The sequence below is a fragment of the Pedobacter kyungheensis genome, assembly GCF_000812965.1.
In the GTDB taxonomy this organism is placed as follows: Bacteria; Bacteroidota; Bacteroidia; order Sphingobacteriales; family Sphingobacteriaceae; genus Pedobacter; species Pedobacter kyungheensis.
On the sequence record NZ_JSYN01000026.1, the window covers coordinates 1 to 19461 of the forward strand.

At 40.1% G+C, this 19461-nt stretch carries 24 protein-coding genes; 17 read left to right on the plus strand and 7 right to left on the minus strand.

Annotated features, from left to right (window positions below):
• The 3 genes from OC25_RS27685 to OC25_RS27990 form a co-directional block, all read left to right on the plus strand.
• Positions 1–139: IS3 family transposase (locus tag OC25_RS27685; RefSeq protein ID WP_156131525.1), on the plus strand; the 139-nt coding region annotated here is incomplete at its 5' end.
• 160 nt (positions 140–299) lie between these two features.
• On the plus strand, positions 300–860 hold the full coding sequence (locus tag OC25_RS19495; protein ID WP_039479602.1) for a 5-formyltetrahydrofolate cyclo-ligase: 561 nt from the start codon (positions 300–302) through the stop codon (positions 858–860).
• A 6-nt stretch (positions 861–866) separates the two neighbouring features.
• Positions 867–1025, plus strand: coding sequence for a hypothetical protein (locus OC25_RS27990; RefSeq protein WP_156131537.1), 159 nt, complete (start codon positions 867–869; stop codon positions 1023–1025).
• A 260-nt stretch (positions 1026–1285) separates the two neighbouring features.
• Here OC25_RS27990 and OC25_RS19500 read toward each other — a convergent pair whose 3' ends face one another.
• The 3 genes from OC25_RS19500 to OC25_RS19510 all read right to left on the minus strand — a co-directional run bounded on the left by OC25_RS19500 (position 1286) and on the right by OC25_RS19510 (position 4373).
• Positions 1286–2272, minus strand: a complete 987-nt coding sequence (locus tag OC25_RS19500; protein WP_039479605.1) for a formimidoylglutamase — start codon at positions 2270–2272, stop codon at positions 1286–1288.
• Complete coding sequence (gene hutI / locus OC25_RS19505) at positions 2259–3506, minus strand: imidazolonepropionase (protein WP_039479606.1); 1248 nt, start codon at positions 3504–3506, stop codon at positions 2259–2261. Before hutI ends, OC25_RS19500 begins: the two co-directional genes overlap by 14 nt.
• Before the next feature lie 99 nt (positions 3507–3605).
• A complete protein-coding gene (locus OC25_RS19510) occupies positions 3606–4373 on the minus strand; it encodes an exodeoxyribonuclease III (RefSeq protein WP_039479610.1) in 768 nt (255 codons plus the stop codon).
• A 159-nt stretch (positions 4374–4532) separates the two neighbouring features.
• Between OC25_RS19510 and OC25_RS19515 the strand changes: the two genes are divergently transcribed.
• Positions 4533–4763 (plus strand): hypothetical protein, encoded by a 231-nt coding sequence (locus tag OC25_RS19515; protein ID WP_039479612.1) that lies wholly within the window; start codon positions 4533–4535, stop codon positions 4761–4763.
• 269 nt (positions 4764–5032) lie between these two features.
• Here the strand turns inward: OC25_RS19515 and OC25_RS19520 are convergent, their stop codons facing one another.
• Entirely contained in the window at positions 5033–5755 is a 723-nt protein-coding gene (locus OC25_RS19520; protein ID WP_039479615.1) for a peptidylprolyl isomerase, read from the minus strand.
• Between the two features lie 94 nt (positions 5756–5849).
• Here OC25_RS19520 and OC25_RS19525 point away from each other — a divergent pair, with 94 nt between their 5' ends.
• The 8 genes from OC25_RS19525 to OC25_RS19560 all read left to right on the plus strand — a co-directional run bounded on the left by OC25_RS19525 (position 5850) and on the right by OC25_RS19560 (position 11402).
• Positions 5850–6251: an HYC_CC_PP family protein gene (locus OC25_RS19525; RefSeq protein ID WP_039479617.1), complete on the plus strand. Its 402-nt coding sequence runs from the start codon at positions 5850–5852 to the stop codon at positions 6249–6251.
• 126 nt (positions 6252–6377) lie between these two features.
• On the plus strand, positions 6378–6914 hold the full coding sequence (locus tag OC25_RS27040) for a heavy-metal-associated domain-containing protein (protein ID WP_052266327.1): 537 nt from the start codon (positions 6378–6380) through the stop codon (positions 6912–6914).
• Positions 6915–6917: 3 nt separating this feature from the next.
• Positions 6918–7730, plus strand: coding sequence for a transporter family protein (locus tag OC25_RS19535; protein WP_039479620.1), 813 nt, complete (start codon positions 6918–6920; stop codon positions 7728–7730).
• A 9-nt stretch (positions 7731–7739) separates the two neighbouring features.
• Entirely contained in the window at positions 7740–8243 is a 504-nt protein-coding gene (locus OC25_RS19540; RefSeq protein WP_052266328.1) for a DUF3347 domain-containing protein, read from the plus strand.
• The gene (locus OC25_RS19545; RefSeq protein ID WP_039479622.1) at positions 8243–8803 is read left to right on the plus strand and encodes a helix-turn-helix domain-containing protein; all 561 of its coding nucleotides are present in this window, start codon (positions 8243–8245) and stop codon (positions 8801–8803) included. Before OC25_RS19540 ends, OC25_RS19545 begins: the two co-directional genes overlap by 1 nt.
• Positions 8804–8879: 76 nt before the next feature.
• The gene (locus tag OC25_RS19550; RefSeq protein ID WP_039479624.1) at positions 8880–9452 is read left to right on the plus strand and encodes a YceI family protein; all 573 of its coding nucleotides are present in this window, start codon (positions 8880–8882) and stop codon (positions 9450–9452) included.
• Between the two features lie 115 nt (positions 9453–9567).
• Positions 9568–10392: a 4,5-DOPA-extradiol-dioxygenase gene (gene ygiD, locus OC25_RS19555; protein WP_039479627.1), complete on the plus strand. Its 825-nt coding sequence runs from the start codon at positions 9568–9570 to the stop codon at positions 10390–10392.
• Between the two features lie 290 nt (positions 10393–10682).
• Positions 10683–11402 (plus strand): heavy-metal-associated domain-containing protein, encoded by a 720-nt coding sequence (locus OC25_RS19560; protein WP_039479629.1) that lies wholly within the window; start codon positions 10683–10685, stop codon positions 11400–11402.
• Here the strand turns inward: OC25_RS19560 and OC25_RS19565 are convergent, their stop codons facing one another.
• From OC25_RS19565 to OC25_RS19575, 3 genes are all read right to left on the minus strand, one after another.
• The gene (locus tag OC25_RS19565) at positions 11403–11879 is read right to left on the minus strand and encodes a DUF6265 family protein (RefSeq protein WP_039479631.1); all 477 of its coding nucleotides are present in this window, start codon (positions 11877–11879) and stop codon (positions 11403–11405) included. It abuts the gene before it with no gap.
• Complete coding sequence (locus tag OC25_RS19570) at positions 11876–12400, minus strand: YfiT family bacillithiol transferase (protein WP_039479633.1); 525 nt, start codon at positions 12398–12400, stop codon at positions 11876–11878. The genes OC25_RS19565 and OC25_RS19570 overlap by 4 nt, the downstream gene beginning before the upstream one ends.
• Positions 12401–12508: 108 nt before the next feature.
• On the minus strand, positions 12509–13906 hold the full coding sequence (locus tag OC25_RS19575) for an aldehyde dehydrogenase family protein (RefSeq protein WP_039479636.1): 1398 nt from the start codon (positions 13904–13906) through the stop codon (positions 12509–12511).
• A gap of 115 nt (positions 13907–14021) precedes the next feature.
• Between OC25_RS19575 and OC25_RS19580 the strand changes: the two genes are divergently transcribed.
• The 5 genes from OC25_RS19580 (at position 14022) to OC25_RS19600 (ending at position 19246) form a co-directional block, all read left to right on the plus strand.
• A complete protein-coding gene (locus tag OC25_RS19580; protein WP_039479639.1) occupies positions 14022–15197 on the plus strand; it encodes a hypothetical protein in 1176 nt (391 codons plus the stop codon).
• A 173-nt stretch (positions 15198–15370) separates the two neighbouring features.
• On the plus strand, positions 15371–17755 hold the full coding sequence (locus OC25_RS19585) for a S9 family peptidase (RefSeq protein WP_039479641.1): 2385 nt from the start codon (positions 15371–15373) through the stop codon (positions 17753–17755).
• Between the two features lie 287 nt (positions 17756–18042).
• Positions 18043–18675, plus strand: a complete 633-nt coding sequence (locus tag OC25_RS19590) for a peroxiredoxin (protein ID WP_039479644.1) — start codon at positions 18043–18045, stop codon at positions 18673–18675.
• 14 nt (positions 18676–18689) lie between these two features.
• The gene (locus OC25_RS19595) at positions 18690–18998 is read left to right on the plus strand and encodes a thioredoxin family protein (RefSeq protein ID WP_039479645.1); all 309 of its coding nucleotides are present in this window, start codon (positions 18690–18692) and stop codon (positions 18996–18998) included.
• Entirely contained in the window at positions 18998–19246 is a 249-nt protein-coding gene (locus OC25_RS19600) for a DUF6952 family protein (RefSeq protein WP_010599336.1), read from the plus strand. Before OC25_RS19595 ends, OC25_RS19600 begins: the two co-directional genes overlap by 1 nt.
• Positions 19247–19461 lie beyond the last annotated feature (215 nt).

Sequence of the window (19461 nt, forward strand, 5' to 3'; positions counted from 1 at the left end):
AAAGTACTTGTCAGTAGAGGTGTTACAGAATGATATTGATGAGTACATCGATTACTATAACTACAATAGGATTAGGTTGAATCTAAAAGGAATGAGCCCGGTTGAATACCGAGCTCACATCCAAATAATTAATTGTTAAGTTTGTCTAAACTTTTGGGGGCAGTCCATTTTCAGGGGCTTTTTTATTTCCACCCTTAGACCTGTAAGGTTTAATTCGGATTTTTTGATGTTTTTATTCCCTGATTTTAGCTGTGCTATTTAAAAACCTTACAGGTCTGTAAAATATTTACCTTTGTACTATGCTAAAAGCCGAAATCAGAAAGCAAGCGTTAAAAGACAGATTATCCTTAAACGAGGTTACCTATCAGGAGTTGAACAAATCGCTCTTAAACCAGTTTAAAACGCTCGATTTCAGCAAAACTAAGTGCATTCATATCTTCTTACCAATAATAGAAAAGAAAGAGCCCGATACTTTTCTGTTGATCGACTGGCTGGCAACAAATCATCCTGAAATTAAAATCCTGGTGCCTAAAGCTGATTTCGAAACGGCATTGATGACCCATCACGAATATATTGGCCTGCAGGATTTAAAGAAAAACACCTATCAGATCCTAGAGCCACAAAAAGGGAAGCTCCATGAAGGTGAAATTGATCTGGTGATTGTTCCGCTTCTGGCATTCGATTTACAAGGCTACCGCGCTGGTTATGGCAAGGGTTTTTACGATCGGTTTCTGCAAAATATAAATGCTCAGAAAATAGGCTTATCTTTGTACCCTGCAATTGAAAAAATAGATGATGTAAACGAACACGACATCCGTTTGGATTTTTGCATTACACCAACAGCAATTATAAAATTTTAAGTCAAAATGGCACAGGAAATCGTTATTAAAACCGAAAAGCAATACGAAGACAATATGATTGCCGTGTTCGAATTACAGGAGAAGGAAGAACTGACTGCCGACGATTTAAAACAGATTGAACTGATGCTAAAAGCCGGAGAAAAATACGAAGCGGAACATTTATAGTTTATGGTCTCTTGTTCATTAGTTCACTGGCCATTGGTTCATTAGGCCAGGTGCCCTACAAATGTCGTCTCTTGACTGAAGCAATGTCCCAAATATCGGAAGAGAGATCTGCTGCAAGATAGGTTTAGCTTCGCTGAGCAGCCAGGTTTTCGGGGAAGCAATTTTTCCTGTCATCAATTCTTGCAAAAAAGATTGTGTCGTCGGCTGAAAAAGCTCTCTCCCAATGACGACTATCCTCCGTGTTTTCCGTAAATCCGTGGCTAAACCTTAGTAGCATGTGCTTTTACAAAATCACTCACCAAATAAGCAATCAACTTAGCAGTTAATCTACTCACGCGCCCATCCAGCATCCGGGTAGCGCCTTCGCAGATGTGTAAATAAGCAAACTTCTTAATGCTGCCTAAAATCATTTTTCTGATCTCGTTTGCAGCAAAGCCAGATGGCGTTTCGGCACTCGAAAGTACATGTTGAATACAGTCTACATCAATTTCTAAACCGGGTTTTCCTTCTAGCTTACTTATGAATCCGTTAAAATCAATCCCGGCGTTTAAAATATCCTCAAAAAATATGGTGTCGAGCTTAGGATTGGTTTCAATCTGGTTTAAGATGGCCTCATTGTTGTAGTTTTGATGCAAACCATATATCAAATAGTGGTCAAGATAATTTTCTTTTAAAGCATAAGAAAACCCATTTCCGCTATGCCGCCCTTCCAAAGCCCTCAAATCCGCGTGTGCATCAATATTCACGACATTAATTGGCGCATTTCGGGCCAAGGCTACCCCCTTAATAATCGGAAATGCATTATTATGCCCACCACCAATAACAACCGGTATTTTCCCTGCTGCAACAATTTTTTCAATTATCGGATAAACCAGCCCATCAATCTCTTCAACCTTTTTCCTCAGTCCTGTAACAGAAGAATCTACTGGTTCATCAATCTCAAAATGACCAAGGACCAAAATTTCATTCCCCTTTAAAAAGCGGTTGCTTTGAATATTCAAAAAGGTAACCAAACTTGTACGCCAGGCAGATGCCGCACCTGCTATCCCGGAATTGGCGCGTACACCAACATCTTCAGGAATGCCTAAAAGCACAAACTTAGCTTCGCTACTGGCTAAAACAGCCGTCGAAACAGGACCATCAGTGGAAGGATACGATACTACCCTTTCGCCCAGTTTGGTTTCACCATCACGGTTAATCACCAGTTGGTCGATATCCTGCTGTGTGTATATTTTAAAGCTGTCCATTGTAAATTTCCCCGTTTAAAATAACAGTATCTACTTGTGTTTCGCCAAAACTATAAGGTAAATAGGCGATTGATGGCATAGGTTTCGTGATAAACAGATTGGCCTTTTTACCAATGGCTATACTCCCGTAATTTTCGCTAATCTCCATTGCGGCCGCACCATTTAAGGTAGCCGCATTAATAGCCTGCTCCGGAAACATTTTGAGCTTAATGCAACCTAAAGAAACTACAAAATTCATATTTCCCGATGGTGTAGAACCCGGGTTGTAATCAGTTGCCAGTGTTACCGGTAAATTGGCTTTGATAAAGCTTTTGGCATCGGCAAACGGAATACCTAAATAAAACGAGCAGGAAGGCAGTAATGTTGCCATGGTATTGGCATTTTGCAAGGTAGCAATGGTTTCGTCATTGCTTTCTTCTAAATGGTCGACAGAAACTGCATGATTTAATACCGCCACCTCTACCGCACCCGAAACAGAAAGTTGATTGGCGTGAACTTTAGGTTTTAATCCATATTCCGCACCAGCTTTTAAAATCCGGTCGGTTTCTGCTACAGAGAAAAAACCTTTCTCACAAAAAACATCAATGTAATCGGCCAACTGCTCTTGAGCAATAATTGGCAACATTTCGTTGATGATGAGATTGATATAACCTTCATGGTCGTCTTTATACAAAGCAGGAAAAGCATGTGCAGCCAGAAAAGTAGCTTTTACCGGAACCGGAAAACTTGCTTTCAGGCGTTTAATCACACGCAGCATTTTAATTTCGCTCTCTACCGTTAAACCATATCCGCTTTTAATTTCTATAGCTCCTGTTCCCTGACGAATCATTTGTTTAAGCCGCACAGAAGCACTTTCAAACAACTCGTCTTCAGTTGCTATCTGAAGCTTGTTGGCCGAATTTAAAATGCCACCACCTGCCGCAGCTATTTCTTCATAGGTTTTGCCTTGTATTTTCATGGCAAACTCTTCCTCGCGCGTAGCGGCAAAAACAATATGGGTATGGCTATCGCACCAGGAAGGAAAAACGTACCTGCCTTCTGCAGAGATTTGAGATGGGAGATTTAAAATATGAGCAGGGATTGATTCCATATCACCAAAATCTTTAATCAGATCGTTTTCAATCAAAAGCCAGGCATCTTCCAGTACATGTAAATCGTCCATTTCGTTACCACGAAGCATCAATTTACTTTTTGGATGCAAGCCCACAAGGCCTTTTATATTGGTAATTAGCATTTGGCTAGGTTATGATTAATTGTTGAAACGGTATAAATTGGTTAATTGAGTGTTGTTTACAGTTAACCGGTTCAAACAACTAACCAGTTAACCAAATACTTAATCTAGTTCTAAAAGTACAGGACAATGATCAGAATGTACAGCATCTGGCAAAATCCGAACGTGTTTTAACCGATGTTCCATTGGTCGGGTAGCCAAATGGTAGTCGATTCGCCATCCCAGATTTTTGCCTCGCGAACCTGCACGGTAGCTCCACCAGGTGTAATGATGCGGATCTTTATTAAAATGCCTGAAAGTATCGATAAAGCCATTGTCTAAAAACAGTTGCATCCACTCGCGTTCTTCGGGCAAAAAGCCTGAAGAGTTGGCATTCGATTTAGGATTATGGATATCAATCGCGGTATGGCAGATGTTATAATCGCCACTAACAATGAGATTGGGATATTCCTTACGCAGATTACCGATATACGTATCAAAAAAGCGCATAAAGGCATATTTTTTAACCTGTCGCTCATCGCCACTCGAACCTGAAGGCATATATAGGCTCATTAAAGAAAAGCCATCAAAATCAGCGCGCAAAATACGCCCCTCCTGATCGATCCAGGCTTCGCCACAACCATATTCTACATGATTAGGCTTAATTTTTGATAAAATAGCTACCCCGCTATATCCTTTCTTTTCGGCTGGAAACCAGTAATGATGATAACCCAGTTGTTCAATTAGCGCAATAATTTCAGGTATCTGTGCGGGCAGCGCCTTTACCTCCTGTAAACATACCATATCGGCATTGGTAGCCTGTAGCCAGCCGAAAAAATTTTTGGTGCTGGCAGCCCTGATCCCATTTACATTATAGGAAATGATTTTCATCCGTTATTTTTTTGACGATGAAGCATCCTGATTGTATGCCCTGATCAGGGATAAATCATGATGAATTCATTCAGTAATTTCAATTGTTGTGGGCGGTAAATTTAGAAATTAATTACACAAATGCTTAGTAATTGAGGCTCCATTTCGTTAAATTTGTTTATGAGCATTGAGGAATTAAAAATAGAAATTGCTAAAAAAGTTTTTGAAACAAATGATGAAGGTCTTTTGTCTGAGGTCGAAATGCTTTTAAATGCTAATGAAAAAATTGTTTTGGAAGAGTTACCGAAACATATTCAGGAGGGGATTATGAGGGGATTAAAACAGGCTGAAGAAGGAAAAACGATCTCTTTTGATGAAGTAAAAAGAAGGTTATCCGAAAGATGGGCATAAGTATAACCTTTTCTGAAGAAGCTTACCTAACCCTATATGCTATTCTTGACTTTTTAGAAGAAAATTGGGGAAAGCCTTATACAGAAAGACGCTTAGCAACCATATATCAAAAATCAATCTGATTTCGCACCACCCGTTCATTTATGAGCAAAGCGCAATAGATGGCTTAAGGAAGGCCGCTGTATCAAATCATACTTCTTTTTACTACTTAGTTGGAGAAAACCAAATCAGTATCGTATTCTTTTTCGACAACAGACAAGATCCTTTGCTTACATAACCATTTTATCTTTCAAAGAAGCTTGTAAAAGCTGTTTCTCCAATTTTTTAACTTCCCTTTTCTTCAAAACCGTAACTTCCATTTTCACATCCTGCTTTGGGCGGTTATTCTTATCGGTAGGTAACGCTGCAATTTTATCCACCATATCCAATCCGCTAACAATTTCGCCATAAACGGTATAATTCCGGTCGAGATGTGGCGTACCGCCAATAGTTTTATACACCTGTCTTTGCCATTCTGGTATTTTAAATTTCAAGCGCTTTTGCTCCAGATTATTCAATTGCTCATCCGTAAAAACCTTGCCCTGTACCAGATAAAACTGGCTTCCGTTCGATGCTTTTAGCGGATTAACATCATCCCCTTCCCTCGCAGCAGCCAAAACACCTTTTTTATGAAATAAGCTATCGTTAAACTCAGCCGGTATGGTATATTTTGGTCCGCCATTGCCCAATAACGAATCTGGCTTGGCGTTTCTCGAATCAGGGTCGCCCCCCTGAATCATAAAATCTTTAATAACCCGATGAAAAAGCACACCGTTGTAGTAGCCTTCCTTTGCCAGTTTCAGAAAATTATCGCGGTGCAGAGGTGTTTGATTATATAGCTTGACAATGCATTCGCCGTATTCGGTTTTAATACGCACGTATTGGTTTTTAGGCTTGGCAGCAAAAGCAGTAAGCACAGAAAAAGCGCAGAGGAATAGTAAAATTTTCTTCATCAAAAAGGTGTTTGAGGCTAAATTAAGCTAAAAAATGAAATTCAATAAATAAATGCGCCTATAATTCGATATTTTTTGCCTTACCTTTGTAATTATGAAGCTCAAACAAAAAATAGCACTTTCTTTGGCTGTATTCTATGCAGTTAGTGTGATGGGTTTGGCTTTAAGTTTACACTTTTGCGGAGGAAAGCTGGCAAATGTAAAAATGTTCAGCAACGAGGTTTCCTGCAAATTCTGTAAAGAAATACCTGCCGAAAAGAAAGATGACGGCTGCTGCAAAAACACCCAGGTAACAGTAAAAGTTAAAGATAGCCATCAGGCAGAGGCACAAATACAAATGCCAAAGCTTTTTTCTATCCAGCTGTTTATCCACCCACCAGTGATTGAGTTTCTTTCGAATATCAATCCGGAGTTTTTCAACAAAATTTCGAACAAGGCTCCCCCCCTTTCCACGCGGGTTGCCTTGCATGTTTTCAATTGTATTTTCAGGAATTAGGATTTTTTCGTTTCTATCATGCTGAACTTGTTTCAGCATCTATTTTGCTATTAGGCTCTGAAATAAATCCGATAGCTATCGGATCAGAGTGACGATGGCTTAAATTTATTCTAATTCAAAAAAATCATGAAAACGATAAAATTATTCAGCATTATTATGCTTTTCTTCGCCGTAACTGCTTCGGCGCAACAAATATCAACTGCCGATTTACAGGTTACCGGATTAACCTGCTCGATGTGCTCTAACGCCACACAAAAATCTTTGGAGACTTTAGGCTTTATTAACTCGGTTAAACCCGATCTAAACAAAAACATTTTTGTACTTACCTTTAAAAAAGGTGCCGACATTAACCTCGACCTGGTACGCAAAAAAGTTCAGGATGCTGGTTTCTCTGTAGGTGGCTTAACTGCAGATTTCAATTTCGACCAGGTTAAAGTTGATGATAAAGGACAGGCTATTGTAAACGGAAATGTTTACCGTTTTATAAATGCCAAAAACAAAACCCTAAATGGCACAGTAAAGGCATCGGTTATTGATAAAAACTTTATTTCTGGTGCAGCATTTAAGAAGCAGGCCGCTTCGGTTAATTCTGATGCCTATGCAAGTGGTACCGGCGTGGTTAATGGCAAGAAAACACGTGTTTATCATTTAGTGCTTTCTTAAGCCATGAAAAGGATATTCATTTTAGCGCTGGTTTTGGCCGGCGCTTTCAATCATGCTTTTAGTCAGGAGTTGTATGTCTTTACCGAACCGGCAAGCAATATGCCCACCAAATCTATTGGTGTACGCATCACCAATGAGGGAATGTTCAACAATCCAGGTTTTGTAAGCCGTACAATCCCTGAGGTGATGGTCGGGTTCAATAAAAACCTGATGGCACATGCACAGGCTTTCCTTTCTGATATGGACGGGAAATATCGATTGGAAGGTGGAAGTTTATACGCCAAATACCGTTTTTTATCGATAGACGATGCGCAGAGCCATTTCAGGGCCGCAGCTTTTGGGCGCATCAGCACGAGTAAACGTCCAACGTATACCCGCGATATTAATTTGGAGGGCGATAACAGTGGCGTACAGGGTGGTGTAATATTTACCCAGCTTTTGCATAAATTAGCTTTGTCGGCAACATTAGGTTATGCGCATGCTTTTGAAAATAGCGACAGGCAAATTGCGGGCATGCCCAGACCAAATAATATGCTTTCTTATAGCTTATCGTCGGGTTACCTGGTTTTACCATTTGTATACAAAAACTACAAGGAACCCAACTTTAATGTTTATTTTGAAATGCTGGGTAAAACAGATCCTGCTACGGGGCAATCTTACTTGGATTTGGCACCTGCGTTACAGGTTATTTTGAACAGCACCACGCGGATTGATTTAGGTTACCGCTTTCAGGCAGCTGGAAATATGACCGATCGTTACACCAAAAACATGTACCAGTTAAGGGCAGAATTTAATTTTTTTAACGTATTAAAATAAAATCAACAGATGAAAAAAATAATGATTATGATGGCTATCATCGCTATCGCTACTACTAAAATCACTTTTGCACAAAGTAAAACAGATGCAGCTTTTAATCAGCTACTCACCGCTTATTACGATGTTAAAAATGCATTGGCTACCGATAAAAAAGATCTGGCCACAGAGAAAGTAAAAGTTCTATCGGCTAAAGTGGAGGCTATTCCGCATAAAGATTTACCTGCTACACAGCACATGCTTTGGATGGAACAGGCAAAAGTAATTAAAGCTAAAGCTGCCGAGCTTGCTGCCGGAAAAGATATCAAAGCCCAGCGTAAATCTTTCGAAGGTATTTCGTATGCCATGATTAAAACGGTAAAAAACATTAAATTCAATAATGCAACTGTTTATGTTCAGCATTGCCCGATGGCTAAAGCCAGCTGGTTAAACGAAAAAGAAAACATCGAAAACCCTTACTATGGCAGTATGATGTTTGATTGTGGTGATGTTTCAGAAACCATTAAATCGAAATAATGAATCTGCATATCAAAAATATGGTATGCAACCGCTGTAAAATGGTGGTTAAAGCCGAGTTGGAAAAGCTTGGCTTTAACCCTGTTTCGGTTGAACTGGGCGAAGTTGTGCTTCCTGGAACCATCAGTACGGATGATAAGTTGAAAATCAGCGAGGCCTTGCATCCTTTCGGATTTGAGCTCTTAGCAGATCGGAAAACGCAAATTGCCGAGCAAATCAAAACATCGATAGTCAACCTGGTACATTATTCAAAAGAACCGTTAAAAATTAATCTCTCAGCTTATTTAAGCGAACAGCTTAAGCTCGAATATGCGCAGTTAAGCCTTATTTTCTCTGAGGTTGAAAAACAAACCATCGAAAAGTATTTTATCGCCCAGAAAATAGAGAAGGCGAAAGAAATGTTAACTTATGGAGAGCTTACCCTTAGCGAAATTGCTTATCAGCTCAATTACAGCAGTGTAGCCCACCTTTCAACGCAATTTAAGAAGGTAACAGGCCTTACGCCATCAGCATATAAAGCTAAAACGGTAAATCAGCGCAAAACGCTTGACGAAATATAACCCCGCTTTTTCTTAACATACATCAATACTATCCTTTTGAATGTCAGCGTACTTTTGTTAAAAAAAAGAACAAGACATGAAAAAATTATTTTTATTCCTGATAGCTACCTCAATCAGTGTGGCTTCTTTTGCACAAACAACATGGAAAATTGATCCCATGCATTCATTTGTTAACTTTTCAGTTAAACACATGGGTATTTCTTTCGTTGATGGCTCATTTAAAAAATTTGACGGCGCTGTTACTGCGGCAAAACCCGATTTAACAGATGCAAAAATTAACTTTACTGTTGATGTGAACAGCATTACCACAGGTGTTGATATGCGGGATGGTCACTTAAAAACCGACGATTTTTTCAATGCAGAAAAGTTCCCCACCATGAAATTCGAAAGCACCGGTTTTAAAAAATTAAGCGGTAACAATTACGAATTAAGTGGTAAATTAACCATCCGCGATGTAACCAAGGATGTAAAATTTGCGGTAGTTTACGGCGGAACAGCTAAAGACCAACAAGGTAACACTAAAGCTGGTTTTGGTGCTACAACCACCATTAACCGTTTAGATTATAACATTAAATACGATCCAACAGGAGCTGGCGTAGCCAAAGATGTTGCGATTAAATTAAACCTGGAATTTGTTCAGGCTAAATAATATAACCTATCGTCATTCCGGGTGAAGCGCAGCGAATCGAGAAGTCTATAGTTAATAAATTATCTTATAGATTTCTCCACTTCGGTCGAAATGACGATTAATAAATCAAATTACCATGTCAGCATTATCTCAATTCAGAAACCTTACTCAGCGTTTGCCACAAACCGATTTGATGCCAACCCTATTTATCGGCCATGGCTCGCCCATGAACGGTATTGAGCACAATGAGTTTAGCCAGAGTTGGGCCGATCTGGCTAAGCATATTCCCGTTCCGAAAGCGGTATTGGTGGTTTCGGCCCATTGGTATACCCGTGGTACCTTTGTTACCGCAATGGATTTTCCATCTACCATTCATGATTTTGGCGGCTTTCCACAAGCATTATTTGATGTACAATATCCTGCCCCTGGCGATGCCAGGCTTGCTGCAGAAATCCCATCGTTAATTCACAGTACTACTGTTGGATTAGATCACGACTGGGGCTTAGATCACGGCACCTGGACCATTGTAAGGCACATGTATCCCGAGGCCAATATTCCGGTGCTGCAGTTGAGTATCGATTACACCAAAGCACCAGAAGAGCATTACGAAATTGCCAAAGAAATTTATGGCCTGCGTAAAAAAGGTGTACTGGTAATTGGTAGCGGCAACATGGTACATAACCTGCGGATGTTAAGCTGGGAAATGATTCACGGCGGCGGTTACGACTGGGCCAACGAAATGAATGATAAATTTAAAAGCCTGATTGCTAACGGGGACCACAAGCCTTTAATGAATTACAGGAGCCTAGGTTCAGATGCCATGCTTGCCATCCCAACACCAGAGCATTATTTACCCTTAATTTATACGTTGGGATTGAAAAAGGAACAGGAAGAAATTACCTTCTTTAACGATAAAGCTGTTGGGGGTTCGCTAACGATGACGTCGGTTTTGGTGGGATAAGTGGTTTAGGGTTTAGGGTTTAGGGTTTAGGGTTTAGGGTTTAGGGTTTAGGGAGAAACAGCCTCTTAAAAGATGTTGTTTGCTCAAATCACAATTCCCTTAACCCCTTAATGATCAGATCACATTTATGCTTCACCTTTAAAATTTTCTCCATATTTACAAGCTATCGGCAACGCCCAAAATGAAAATAGCACATAGAAAAGCGGCAATCTAAAATCCTATAAAACTTTATGGTTATTGTATAACAAATCAGGGTGTTTGATGAGGTAAATTTGTTTAAAATTTATAACATGACACATACCTATCAACTTACCGGCATGACTTGTGGCGGTTGCGAAAATAAAGTAAAAAGTAATCTTTTGGTTTTGCCTGATATTACTTCGGTTGAAGTTTCGAAAGATACCAACTCGGCCACTATCAGCATGGATAAGCATATTGGCCTTAGCGCCTTGCAAGATGCTTTGGGTGGTAAAGACAGCAAATACCAAATCTCGCCAATTGCGCACAATGAAATGGTCGAGGAAACCAAATCCTGGGCAGCCACCTATAAACCTATCCTCCTCATTTTTGGCTATGTTACCGCAGTTTCATTAATGGTTTCTTTGCAAAATGGAGCGGTAGATTTTATGGTTTTCATGCGCATTTTTATGGCGGGCTTTTTTCTTACTTTCTCTTTCTTCAAAATGCTGAATTTGAAAGCTTTTGCCGAAAGCTATGCGATGTACGATATTGTAGCCAAAAAATTTAGTGCCTGGGGCTACATCTACGCGTTTATTGAACTGGGATTGGGTTTATCTTTCGCACTAAACCTATCGCCGGTTGTGGTTAACTGGGTTACTTTAATTGTAATGACAGTGAGTATTCTGGGGGTTTTAGAAAGCGTACTGAACAAGAAAAAAATTCAATGTGCCTGTTTAGGAGCTGTTTTCAACTTACCCATGAGCACTGTAACCATAGTAGAAGACGCTATCATGATTGCCATGAGTGCTGCTATGCTGGTGCTGATGTAGTTATTGCCTTTTGTAATTAAACTCCGATTTCCGGCTTTTACCATTCAGCTCGCCTTCAATCCAGGCGAGCATTTCTTTTTTGCCCTTATCCTGATAAACTATTCGCTGTGGAAAATCGTGTGTTTGATTCTCGAAAACGTAAGTCAAATCTTTAGTAGAAATTAGCTTAAAACACACTTCTTTACCTTCATTTTGCCCATTTACCTTCGAGCAATAAAAAATATCTTTTCCAATCTTTCTGATTTGAAGTGTTTCGGTAAGCGTACTATCCCCTTTTGCATTAATCCGGAAGCTTTTGCCTCTGAGTGTTTGATCCGGGTTTTTTATCCATTGCTCCACCAGCTTTCCTTTGGGTGTTTGCATTTCCCACGAGCCTAAAACAAAAGCCAGGGTTTTGGATGGCGCTTTTTGAGCATTCGCTAAGGTCGAAAAACCAATAAGCAATAAGATTAGTAAAGCTAAACGGGTATTTTTCATTTTGTTATGGTCTGGGTAATGTGCGCTAAATGGTGTTTGCCATGCCAGGCATACATGCCCAGCATATTGGCTAAAGTAAGTTCTTTACCATGCTCTGGATGGATATATTTCCGCTGGTAATCGGCCGGTTGCAATGTTTTTAAAAAAGCAACCCAGCGTTGATGCAATGCAGCTATTAAGGCAAGAGAAAGTTGGATATCCCCATCCTTTGCCTCTCCTGTTTCTGCCCAGCGCTCTTCGTAATAAGGTCTGATTACAGGCACGTCTTCTGTGATGGCTTGTTTAAACCGGATATAGGCATTAACATGGCTATCTGGAATGTGGTGAACAACCTGCCGCAAAGTCCAGCCCACCGGACGATAGGTTTGGTTTAAATCTTCTTCCGTTAAGTTTTCGGTAGCCTTTTTAAGCTGGCTGGGTAAGGCTTCTATTTCAGCGATCCACTCATCAATCTGATTTTGATCGAAAACGGCAGGCATTGAAAACTGACCAATGGGGTATTTAAGTTGTTCTATATCCATGAACCTAAAATAAGATTTTTAAGGGAGAATTATTAGAATAAGTTGGAAGGTTGAAAAGCTGCAACTGAACCTTCAAACATTACAACTTTTAAACATTAAAAACAACCATCACATCAATTTCTTCAACCACTTGAGCAAACCCATTTTTGGCGCATAAGGTGGATAAATCATTTTCGTAACTCCCAGTTTCGATTGAAACACTACCGCCCTTTCGTGCGAGAAAGTTTTAAAGCCAAAAATACCATGGCAACTTCCCATCCCACTGCTATTAACCCCTCCAAATGGTAAATTAGGATTACCAATATGCACCAGCACATCGTTTACACAAGTTCCGCCAGCACTGGTTTCTGCAATGATTTTGTTTTGATTCACAGTACTATCCGAAAAAATATAAAGTGCTAAGGGTTTTTGCTTCCGGTTTACCAAATCTATAGCCTCCCCCAACCGGCTATAACCAACAACAGGCAGTACCGGACCAAAAATTTCATCCTGCATGATCACATTATTTTCGGTTACAGCGGTTAAAAGTGTAGGCGTTATTGTTAAATCTTTTTCATCAAACTTGCCGCCGATGGCCACAATAGCGCCTTCTGCAGCAGATGCTTCAATAAGCTTCTGTAACCGATCGAACTGCTTTTGGTTTACGATTTTAGCGTAGTCGTTTTTATTAATTTCTGAATGCGGATAAAACATTTTCTCTACTGCAGCATGGTAGTGTTTTACAAAATCGGCCTCCAACTTTTGTTCAATCAGCACATAATCAGGTGCAATACAGGTTTGCCCTGCATTTACCAGCTTTCCCCAGGCAATTTTTTCAGCAGCTTTTTTTAAATCGCAGGTTTCGTCTACTATGGCAGGCGACTTTCCACCAAGTTCAAGGGTAACTGAAGTCAGGTTCTTCGCCGCAGCCTCCATTACTATTTTACCAATAGCGGTACTACCGGTAAAAAAAATATGATCAAAAGGCAATCCCAGCAATGTTGTAGAAACGGCTGCATCGCCCTCAAAACACGCTATTTCTTTTGGTTCAAAAGTATTGGCAATGAGCTTAGCAATAACGCTCGCCGTTGCTACACTAATTTCAGAAGGTTTAAGGATGGCGCAGTTACCGGCAGCTATTGCCGAAACCAGCGGACTCATCATTAGTTGCAGCGGATAATTCCAGGGGGCAATAATGAGGCAGACACCTTTAGGTTCGTAATAAATGCTGTTGCGGACGAAAAAATTACTCAAGGTTCTGCCTGCTGCTTTAGGCCGCATCCAGCCCCTCAGTTTTTTAATCGCATGGTCTATTTCGGCATAAGTAAAATAAAGTTCAGTAACAGCGCTCTCAAAAGGGTTTTTGCGTAAATCTTGTTCAAGCGCTGCAAAAATCTCTGCTTCTGCATCTGTTAATGCCTGTTTAAGCTTTTTCAGCTTTGCAATCCGTGTTTTTGCATCGGTTTTCCGCAATTCAAATTTATGCTGTTGCTGTAAGTCGAAAACTGATTTGATCTGTTGTTCCATAATTGAAAACCGAAGGCGATTTAACTGCTTTGCTGGTTAAATTTAGTTAAAATCAACCCATTTCATTAAAAATTCATTCATTTAAAGCATATTGCAGCAAATTTTAATTTTAAAGATGAAAAGATTGTTTTTTGTTTTCGCCTGCTTAATTCCGCTCGTTATGCAAGCCCAAACCCTAAAAACAGATGTATTGGTAATTGGAAACGGCGACGCGGCCTATTCCGCTGCATTTCAATCCTTCAAATCGGGTGTTAAAACGATCCTGCTTACTCAAAAAGAGCAGTTAACCGTAGAAAACAAACCACAAAGGCTGCTTTCTTTTTATCAAAGTTTTCTAAAAAGAGAAACGGAAAATGCAAAAAGCCTGAATCTTCCCAAGCCTAAAAAGGACAGGAAAAATCCGCCAAAAATAGCAGTCGATAGCACTTTGCTTTTAAACGTAATTAACAACAGCTCTTACAATGAAATTAAAAGATCAGGAAGTGGCTGGGAATTAAAGCTAAACAAAGATGTAAGCATCAGGGCAAAAGTGCTGGTTATGGCCGATGCTCCTGATAAACTTATCGCGGCACTAAAGATTAGTACCTTAAACCCAGCTAAATTAGGCCATTTAAACTATGCGGAAAACATTTACCGGACAAGCGTAGCCAGTAATACTGCAACAGGGGCCGATTTTTTATCCCTCTACAACCTGCTCATCCCTGATCAGGAAAACCTGATCTATATTTCTCCCGATTCATTCGAAACCGGGCCTGCGGCCGGAGCAACCGCCGCCTATGCCGCTTTTTTTGATACCAAAACCAGTTTGGCTAATCTGAAAAGGATTCAGGGCGAATTGTTAAGCTACAAACACGCACTTATGCCTTTTGAAGATATAAGCCCTGTTGATTCTAATTGGCTGGCTATCCAGAAAGTGGGTATTACCGGCATCATCAAAGCGGAACTAAAACAAGGTAAAGCCTTCTTTAATCCGGAAAAAGAGGTTAGCTACGATGAAATCAAGCAACCCATTAAAGATTATTATTACAAGGCGCAGATCTGGTTTGACGATCATCAGAATGTGCCCATCAATTTAGAAAATACTGTAGCCATGGTAAGCTATGTAGGCAATAAATCAGCTGATGCTACCAAAACCGAGTTGCAGAAAAAATGGAACAAGAGTTATAAATTTTGGTCGACGTACGATCTTAAAAAAGTGCTAACCCGCAGAGAGTTTGCCGTGATCATTAACGACTATCTGAAGCCGTTTGATGATGTTAATGTAGATAAAACCGGAAGGATAATCCGTTAGTTATATACCACAGATTTGCACAGATAAACACAGATTTTTGATATAATTATAAAAGTTTATCTGTGTTCATCCTTTTTATCTGTGGTTTATTTACAGCATGAGGTGGTGTAACATTTCCATTTCCTTCTTGATTTAACCTTGCCAATATCTAAATTGCACCAAACCTAATATTCATGAAGAAATATTTACTCTTTCTTTTGCTCTGCACAGGAGAATACACCTTTGCGCAACAAATCGCTCCCCTAACAGTAGAAAAAATAATGCGCGACCCCAAATGGATGGGCGTTGCACCTAGCAATTTCCGCTGGACAGCAGACAGCAAAACGCTCTATTTTAATTGGAACCCTGAAAATAAAGCCAAAGAAGAGCTTTTTAAAATTTCGGCCACAGGGAACAAACCTGTTAAAGCAGCAGAAAAAGAAGACGAGAAATTATTGGATTTAAATTATACCTACAATGCCGACCGCTCCATGGGGCTTGTTGAAAAAAGTGGCGATATTTATCTTCAGAACTTTAAAACAGGCAAAGAAACACGCCTGACCAATACCCTCGAGCGGGAAAACAGCCCTGTTTTTTTAAATAATGGCAATATTGTTTACCAGGCAGGCGATAATTTATTTGAGGTAAATTTAAAATCGGCCGAAACCAGCCAAATCACCAACTTTATTAAAGGTAAAAAGCCTGGAAGATCGGAAGTCAAAGCCGCAACAGAGCAAGATAAATGGTTAAAGGGACAGCAAACCGAGCTGTTCGATATTATTAAAAAACGGAATGCCGAATCGCGTAACACCAACCGTGGAGGAAGAGGCCGTTTTGGCGCTGCCAATGGCGAAAACAAGCCACTAAAAGAGCTCTATACCGACGATCGCTTTTTAAATAGTGTAGCAATTAGCCCAGACGGGCGTTTTGTTACCTATAAGCTGACTACACCAGCGCAGAATAACCACAATACCATTGTTCCAAATTATATAACTGCTTCTGGCTATACCGAAGATATCCCTGGCAGAGCAAAAGTGGGCGAAAATGAGAGTAGCGCTCAGGCTTTTATTTATGATACGCAGCGCGATACGATCTACAGCATCCTCACCTCAACCATTCCGGGAATCAAAGACCTGCCCGATTACCTGAAAGATTATCCTAAAGAACTGGATACCTTAAAAAAGAAAAATGCCGATCGTCCGGTGAATTTATTTGGCCCACTGTGGAACGATAATGGAAGCATGGGCGTAGTGGTTGCAGCCTCTACCGATAACAAAGACCGCTGGATTTTAAAGCTGGATGCCACTACTGGAAAACTTTCTTTACTGGATCGTCAGCGCGATGAGGCCTGGATCGGTGGCCCGGGAATTAGCGGTTATTACCAGGGTAATACAGGCTGGATAGATAACAACCACTTTTACTACCAAAGCGAGGCAACGGGTTACTCGCATTTGTATGTGGTAAATGTAGCTACAGGTGATAAAAAACAGTTAACGTCGGGCAAATGGGAAGTACAAACGCTGCAGTTATCGAAAGATAGAAGCACCTTTTACCTTAAAGCCAACAAAGAGCATCCGGGAATTACCAACTTCTTTAAAATTGCTTCAAACGGAGGCGAGCTCGTGCAACTTACCAGCATGAAGGGTTTAAACGACATTACACTATCACCCGATGAGAAATACCTTGCAATAAATTATTCTTATCTCAATAAACCAGGCGAATTGTACCTTCAGGCCAATAAAGCCGGCGCTAAAGCCGTAAAAATTACGCAGTCTACTTCGGCAGAGTTTGATAGCTATAAATGGCGCGAACCGGATATGGTTACCTTTAAAAACCGCTATGGTGCCGATGTTTACGCCAGGGTTTATAAATCAGACAATCCACACCCCAACCATCCGGCAGTGGTTTTTGTACACGGCGCAGGCTATTTGCAAAATGTGCATTTTGGCTGGAGTACTTATTTCCGCGAATTTATGTTCAATAATTTACTGGCTGATAATGGCTATACAGTAATTGACATTGACTACACCGCAAGTTCGGGCTATGGCCGCGACCACCGCACAGGTATCTACCGCCACATGGGCGGAAAAGATTTAACCGACCAGGTAGATGGTGTTAAGTTTTTGGTACAGAAATATGGTGTAAACCCCAAACATGTTGGTTTATATGGCGGTTCCTACGGAGGCTTTATTACCTTGATGGCCATGTTTAATGAGTCGGATGTTTTTGCCAGCGGGGCAGCTTTACGCTCGGTTACCGATTGGGCACATTACAACCACGGCTATACTTCAAACATTTTGAACGAGCCCTTTAATGATCCGATTGCTTATAAAAGAAGTTCGCCAATTTACTTTGCCGATAAACTAAAAGGCAATTTATTGATGGCACACGGAATGGTTGATGTAAATGTTCATTTTCAGGATATTGTACGCATTACCCAACGTTTTATCGAACTCGGTAAAAACAACTGGGAACTTGCCGTTTACCCCGTAGAAGATCATGGTTTTATTGAGCCCAGCAGCTGGACTGATGAATATAAACGGATTTTTAAATTGTATGAGAATACGTTGAAAAAATAACTTCTCTCCGGTCGTCATTTCGAGCGAAGTGTAACGTAGTCGAGAAATCTATCCCCCATAGATCTCTCCATTTCGCTTTGCTTCAGTCGAGATGACGACCCCCTATACAAATCGAGCCAGCGAGGCATGCAAACGAACACAAATAGATCATCGCTATAAAACTCAAAACAATTATAGTTTTCATCTATACCGCCATCAATAAATACAATAAACAATTAATGAAACGGAGTTGATTGACTACTCTTTTAGCCGTACCTTTGTGGCACAAAAATAAAAGACAAAAAATTATGGCAATAGTAGGTAAAAAATTCCCGAGTGTTAGTATTGATGCAATGTCAGACATGGGCGATGACTTGAAAATCAATGTATTTGAAGAGGCTGTAAATAAAAATAGTAAAGTGTTATTATTCTGGTATCCAAAAGATTTTACTTTTGTTTGTCCTACAGAATTACACGCTTTCCAGGCTGCTTTACCTGAATTCGAAAAAAGAAACACAATCGTTATTGGTGCGTCATGCGATACCAACGAAGTTCACTTCGCCTGGTTAAACACACCAAAAGATAACGGTGGTATTGAAGGTGTTACTTACCCAATCTTAGCTGATACCCACAGACAATTATCTGGTATCTTAGATATTTTAGATCAGGAAGTTAACTACGATGAAGAAGGAAACGAATCTTTCTCTGGTTCTAACGTAACTTTCAGAGCTACTTATTTAATTGATGAAACTGGTAAAGTTTTCCACGAAAGTGTAAACGATATGCCACTGGGCAGAAACGTTAAAGAATATTTACGTTTAATTGATGCTTACGCACACGTTCAGAAACATGGCGAAGTTTGTCCTGCAAACTGGGAAGAAGGTAAAGAAGCAATGAACGCAAACAGAACTGGCGTTGCTGAATACTTAGCCGCTAACTAATTAAACAAAACGTTATGTTTTTAGAATTAACAGAAGATAATCTTCAACAATATCTGGCCGACAACTCAAAGGTGATGGTTCAGTACGCAGCATCATGGTGCGGAAACTGCAGAATCATGAAACCTAAGTTTAAAAAACTGGCTTCAGAAAATGAAGATGTAGCTTTCTTAATTGTTGATGCCGAAAAACTTCCGAACTCACGCAAATTTGCAAACGTTGATAATTTACCAACTTTTGCAGCTTTTGAAGGCGGCGCTTTGGTAGATCAGGTACAAACCAACAAAGCAGAGGGCTTGATTGAACTATTTAACAAGATAAAGTAATGAAGATTCCAGTTATAAGACAATTATTTCAAAACACCACTCCGGCTCAACTGGAGACTACTTTAGAGGTATTAGAGGCATTCTGCGAATTTAGAGGTGTTAGCGAGCACGAGGTTGATGTAGCGGGCGAAATGATTACCAATATTTGTGGCGCGTTAGAAGTGCACCAGATGGTAAGTGAAGGCGCAGCTGAAAAAGACGCACTAAATGCTTTCGGCCAAAAAGTAATGGGTTCGATTGACAGATAAGCGTCTTAAACTTTAATCGGGCTTTTTCGAAATATGAATCCCCTGCAGATTTTAGATCTACAGGGGATTTTTGTTTATAAAACATTTATAAGCTCGCGCTCGTTTTTAACGAGTGCGTAAATAGCTTAACGATTTTATCGTTCTTTGTTTTAAAAACACATTATTATTCGTGTTGGTCGGGATTTTTAATCCCGTCCTCTGAGCTATGGATCTAT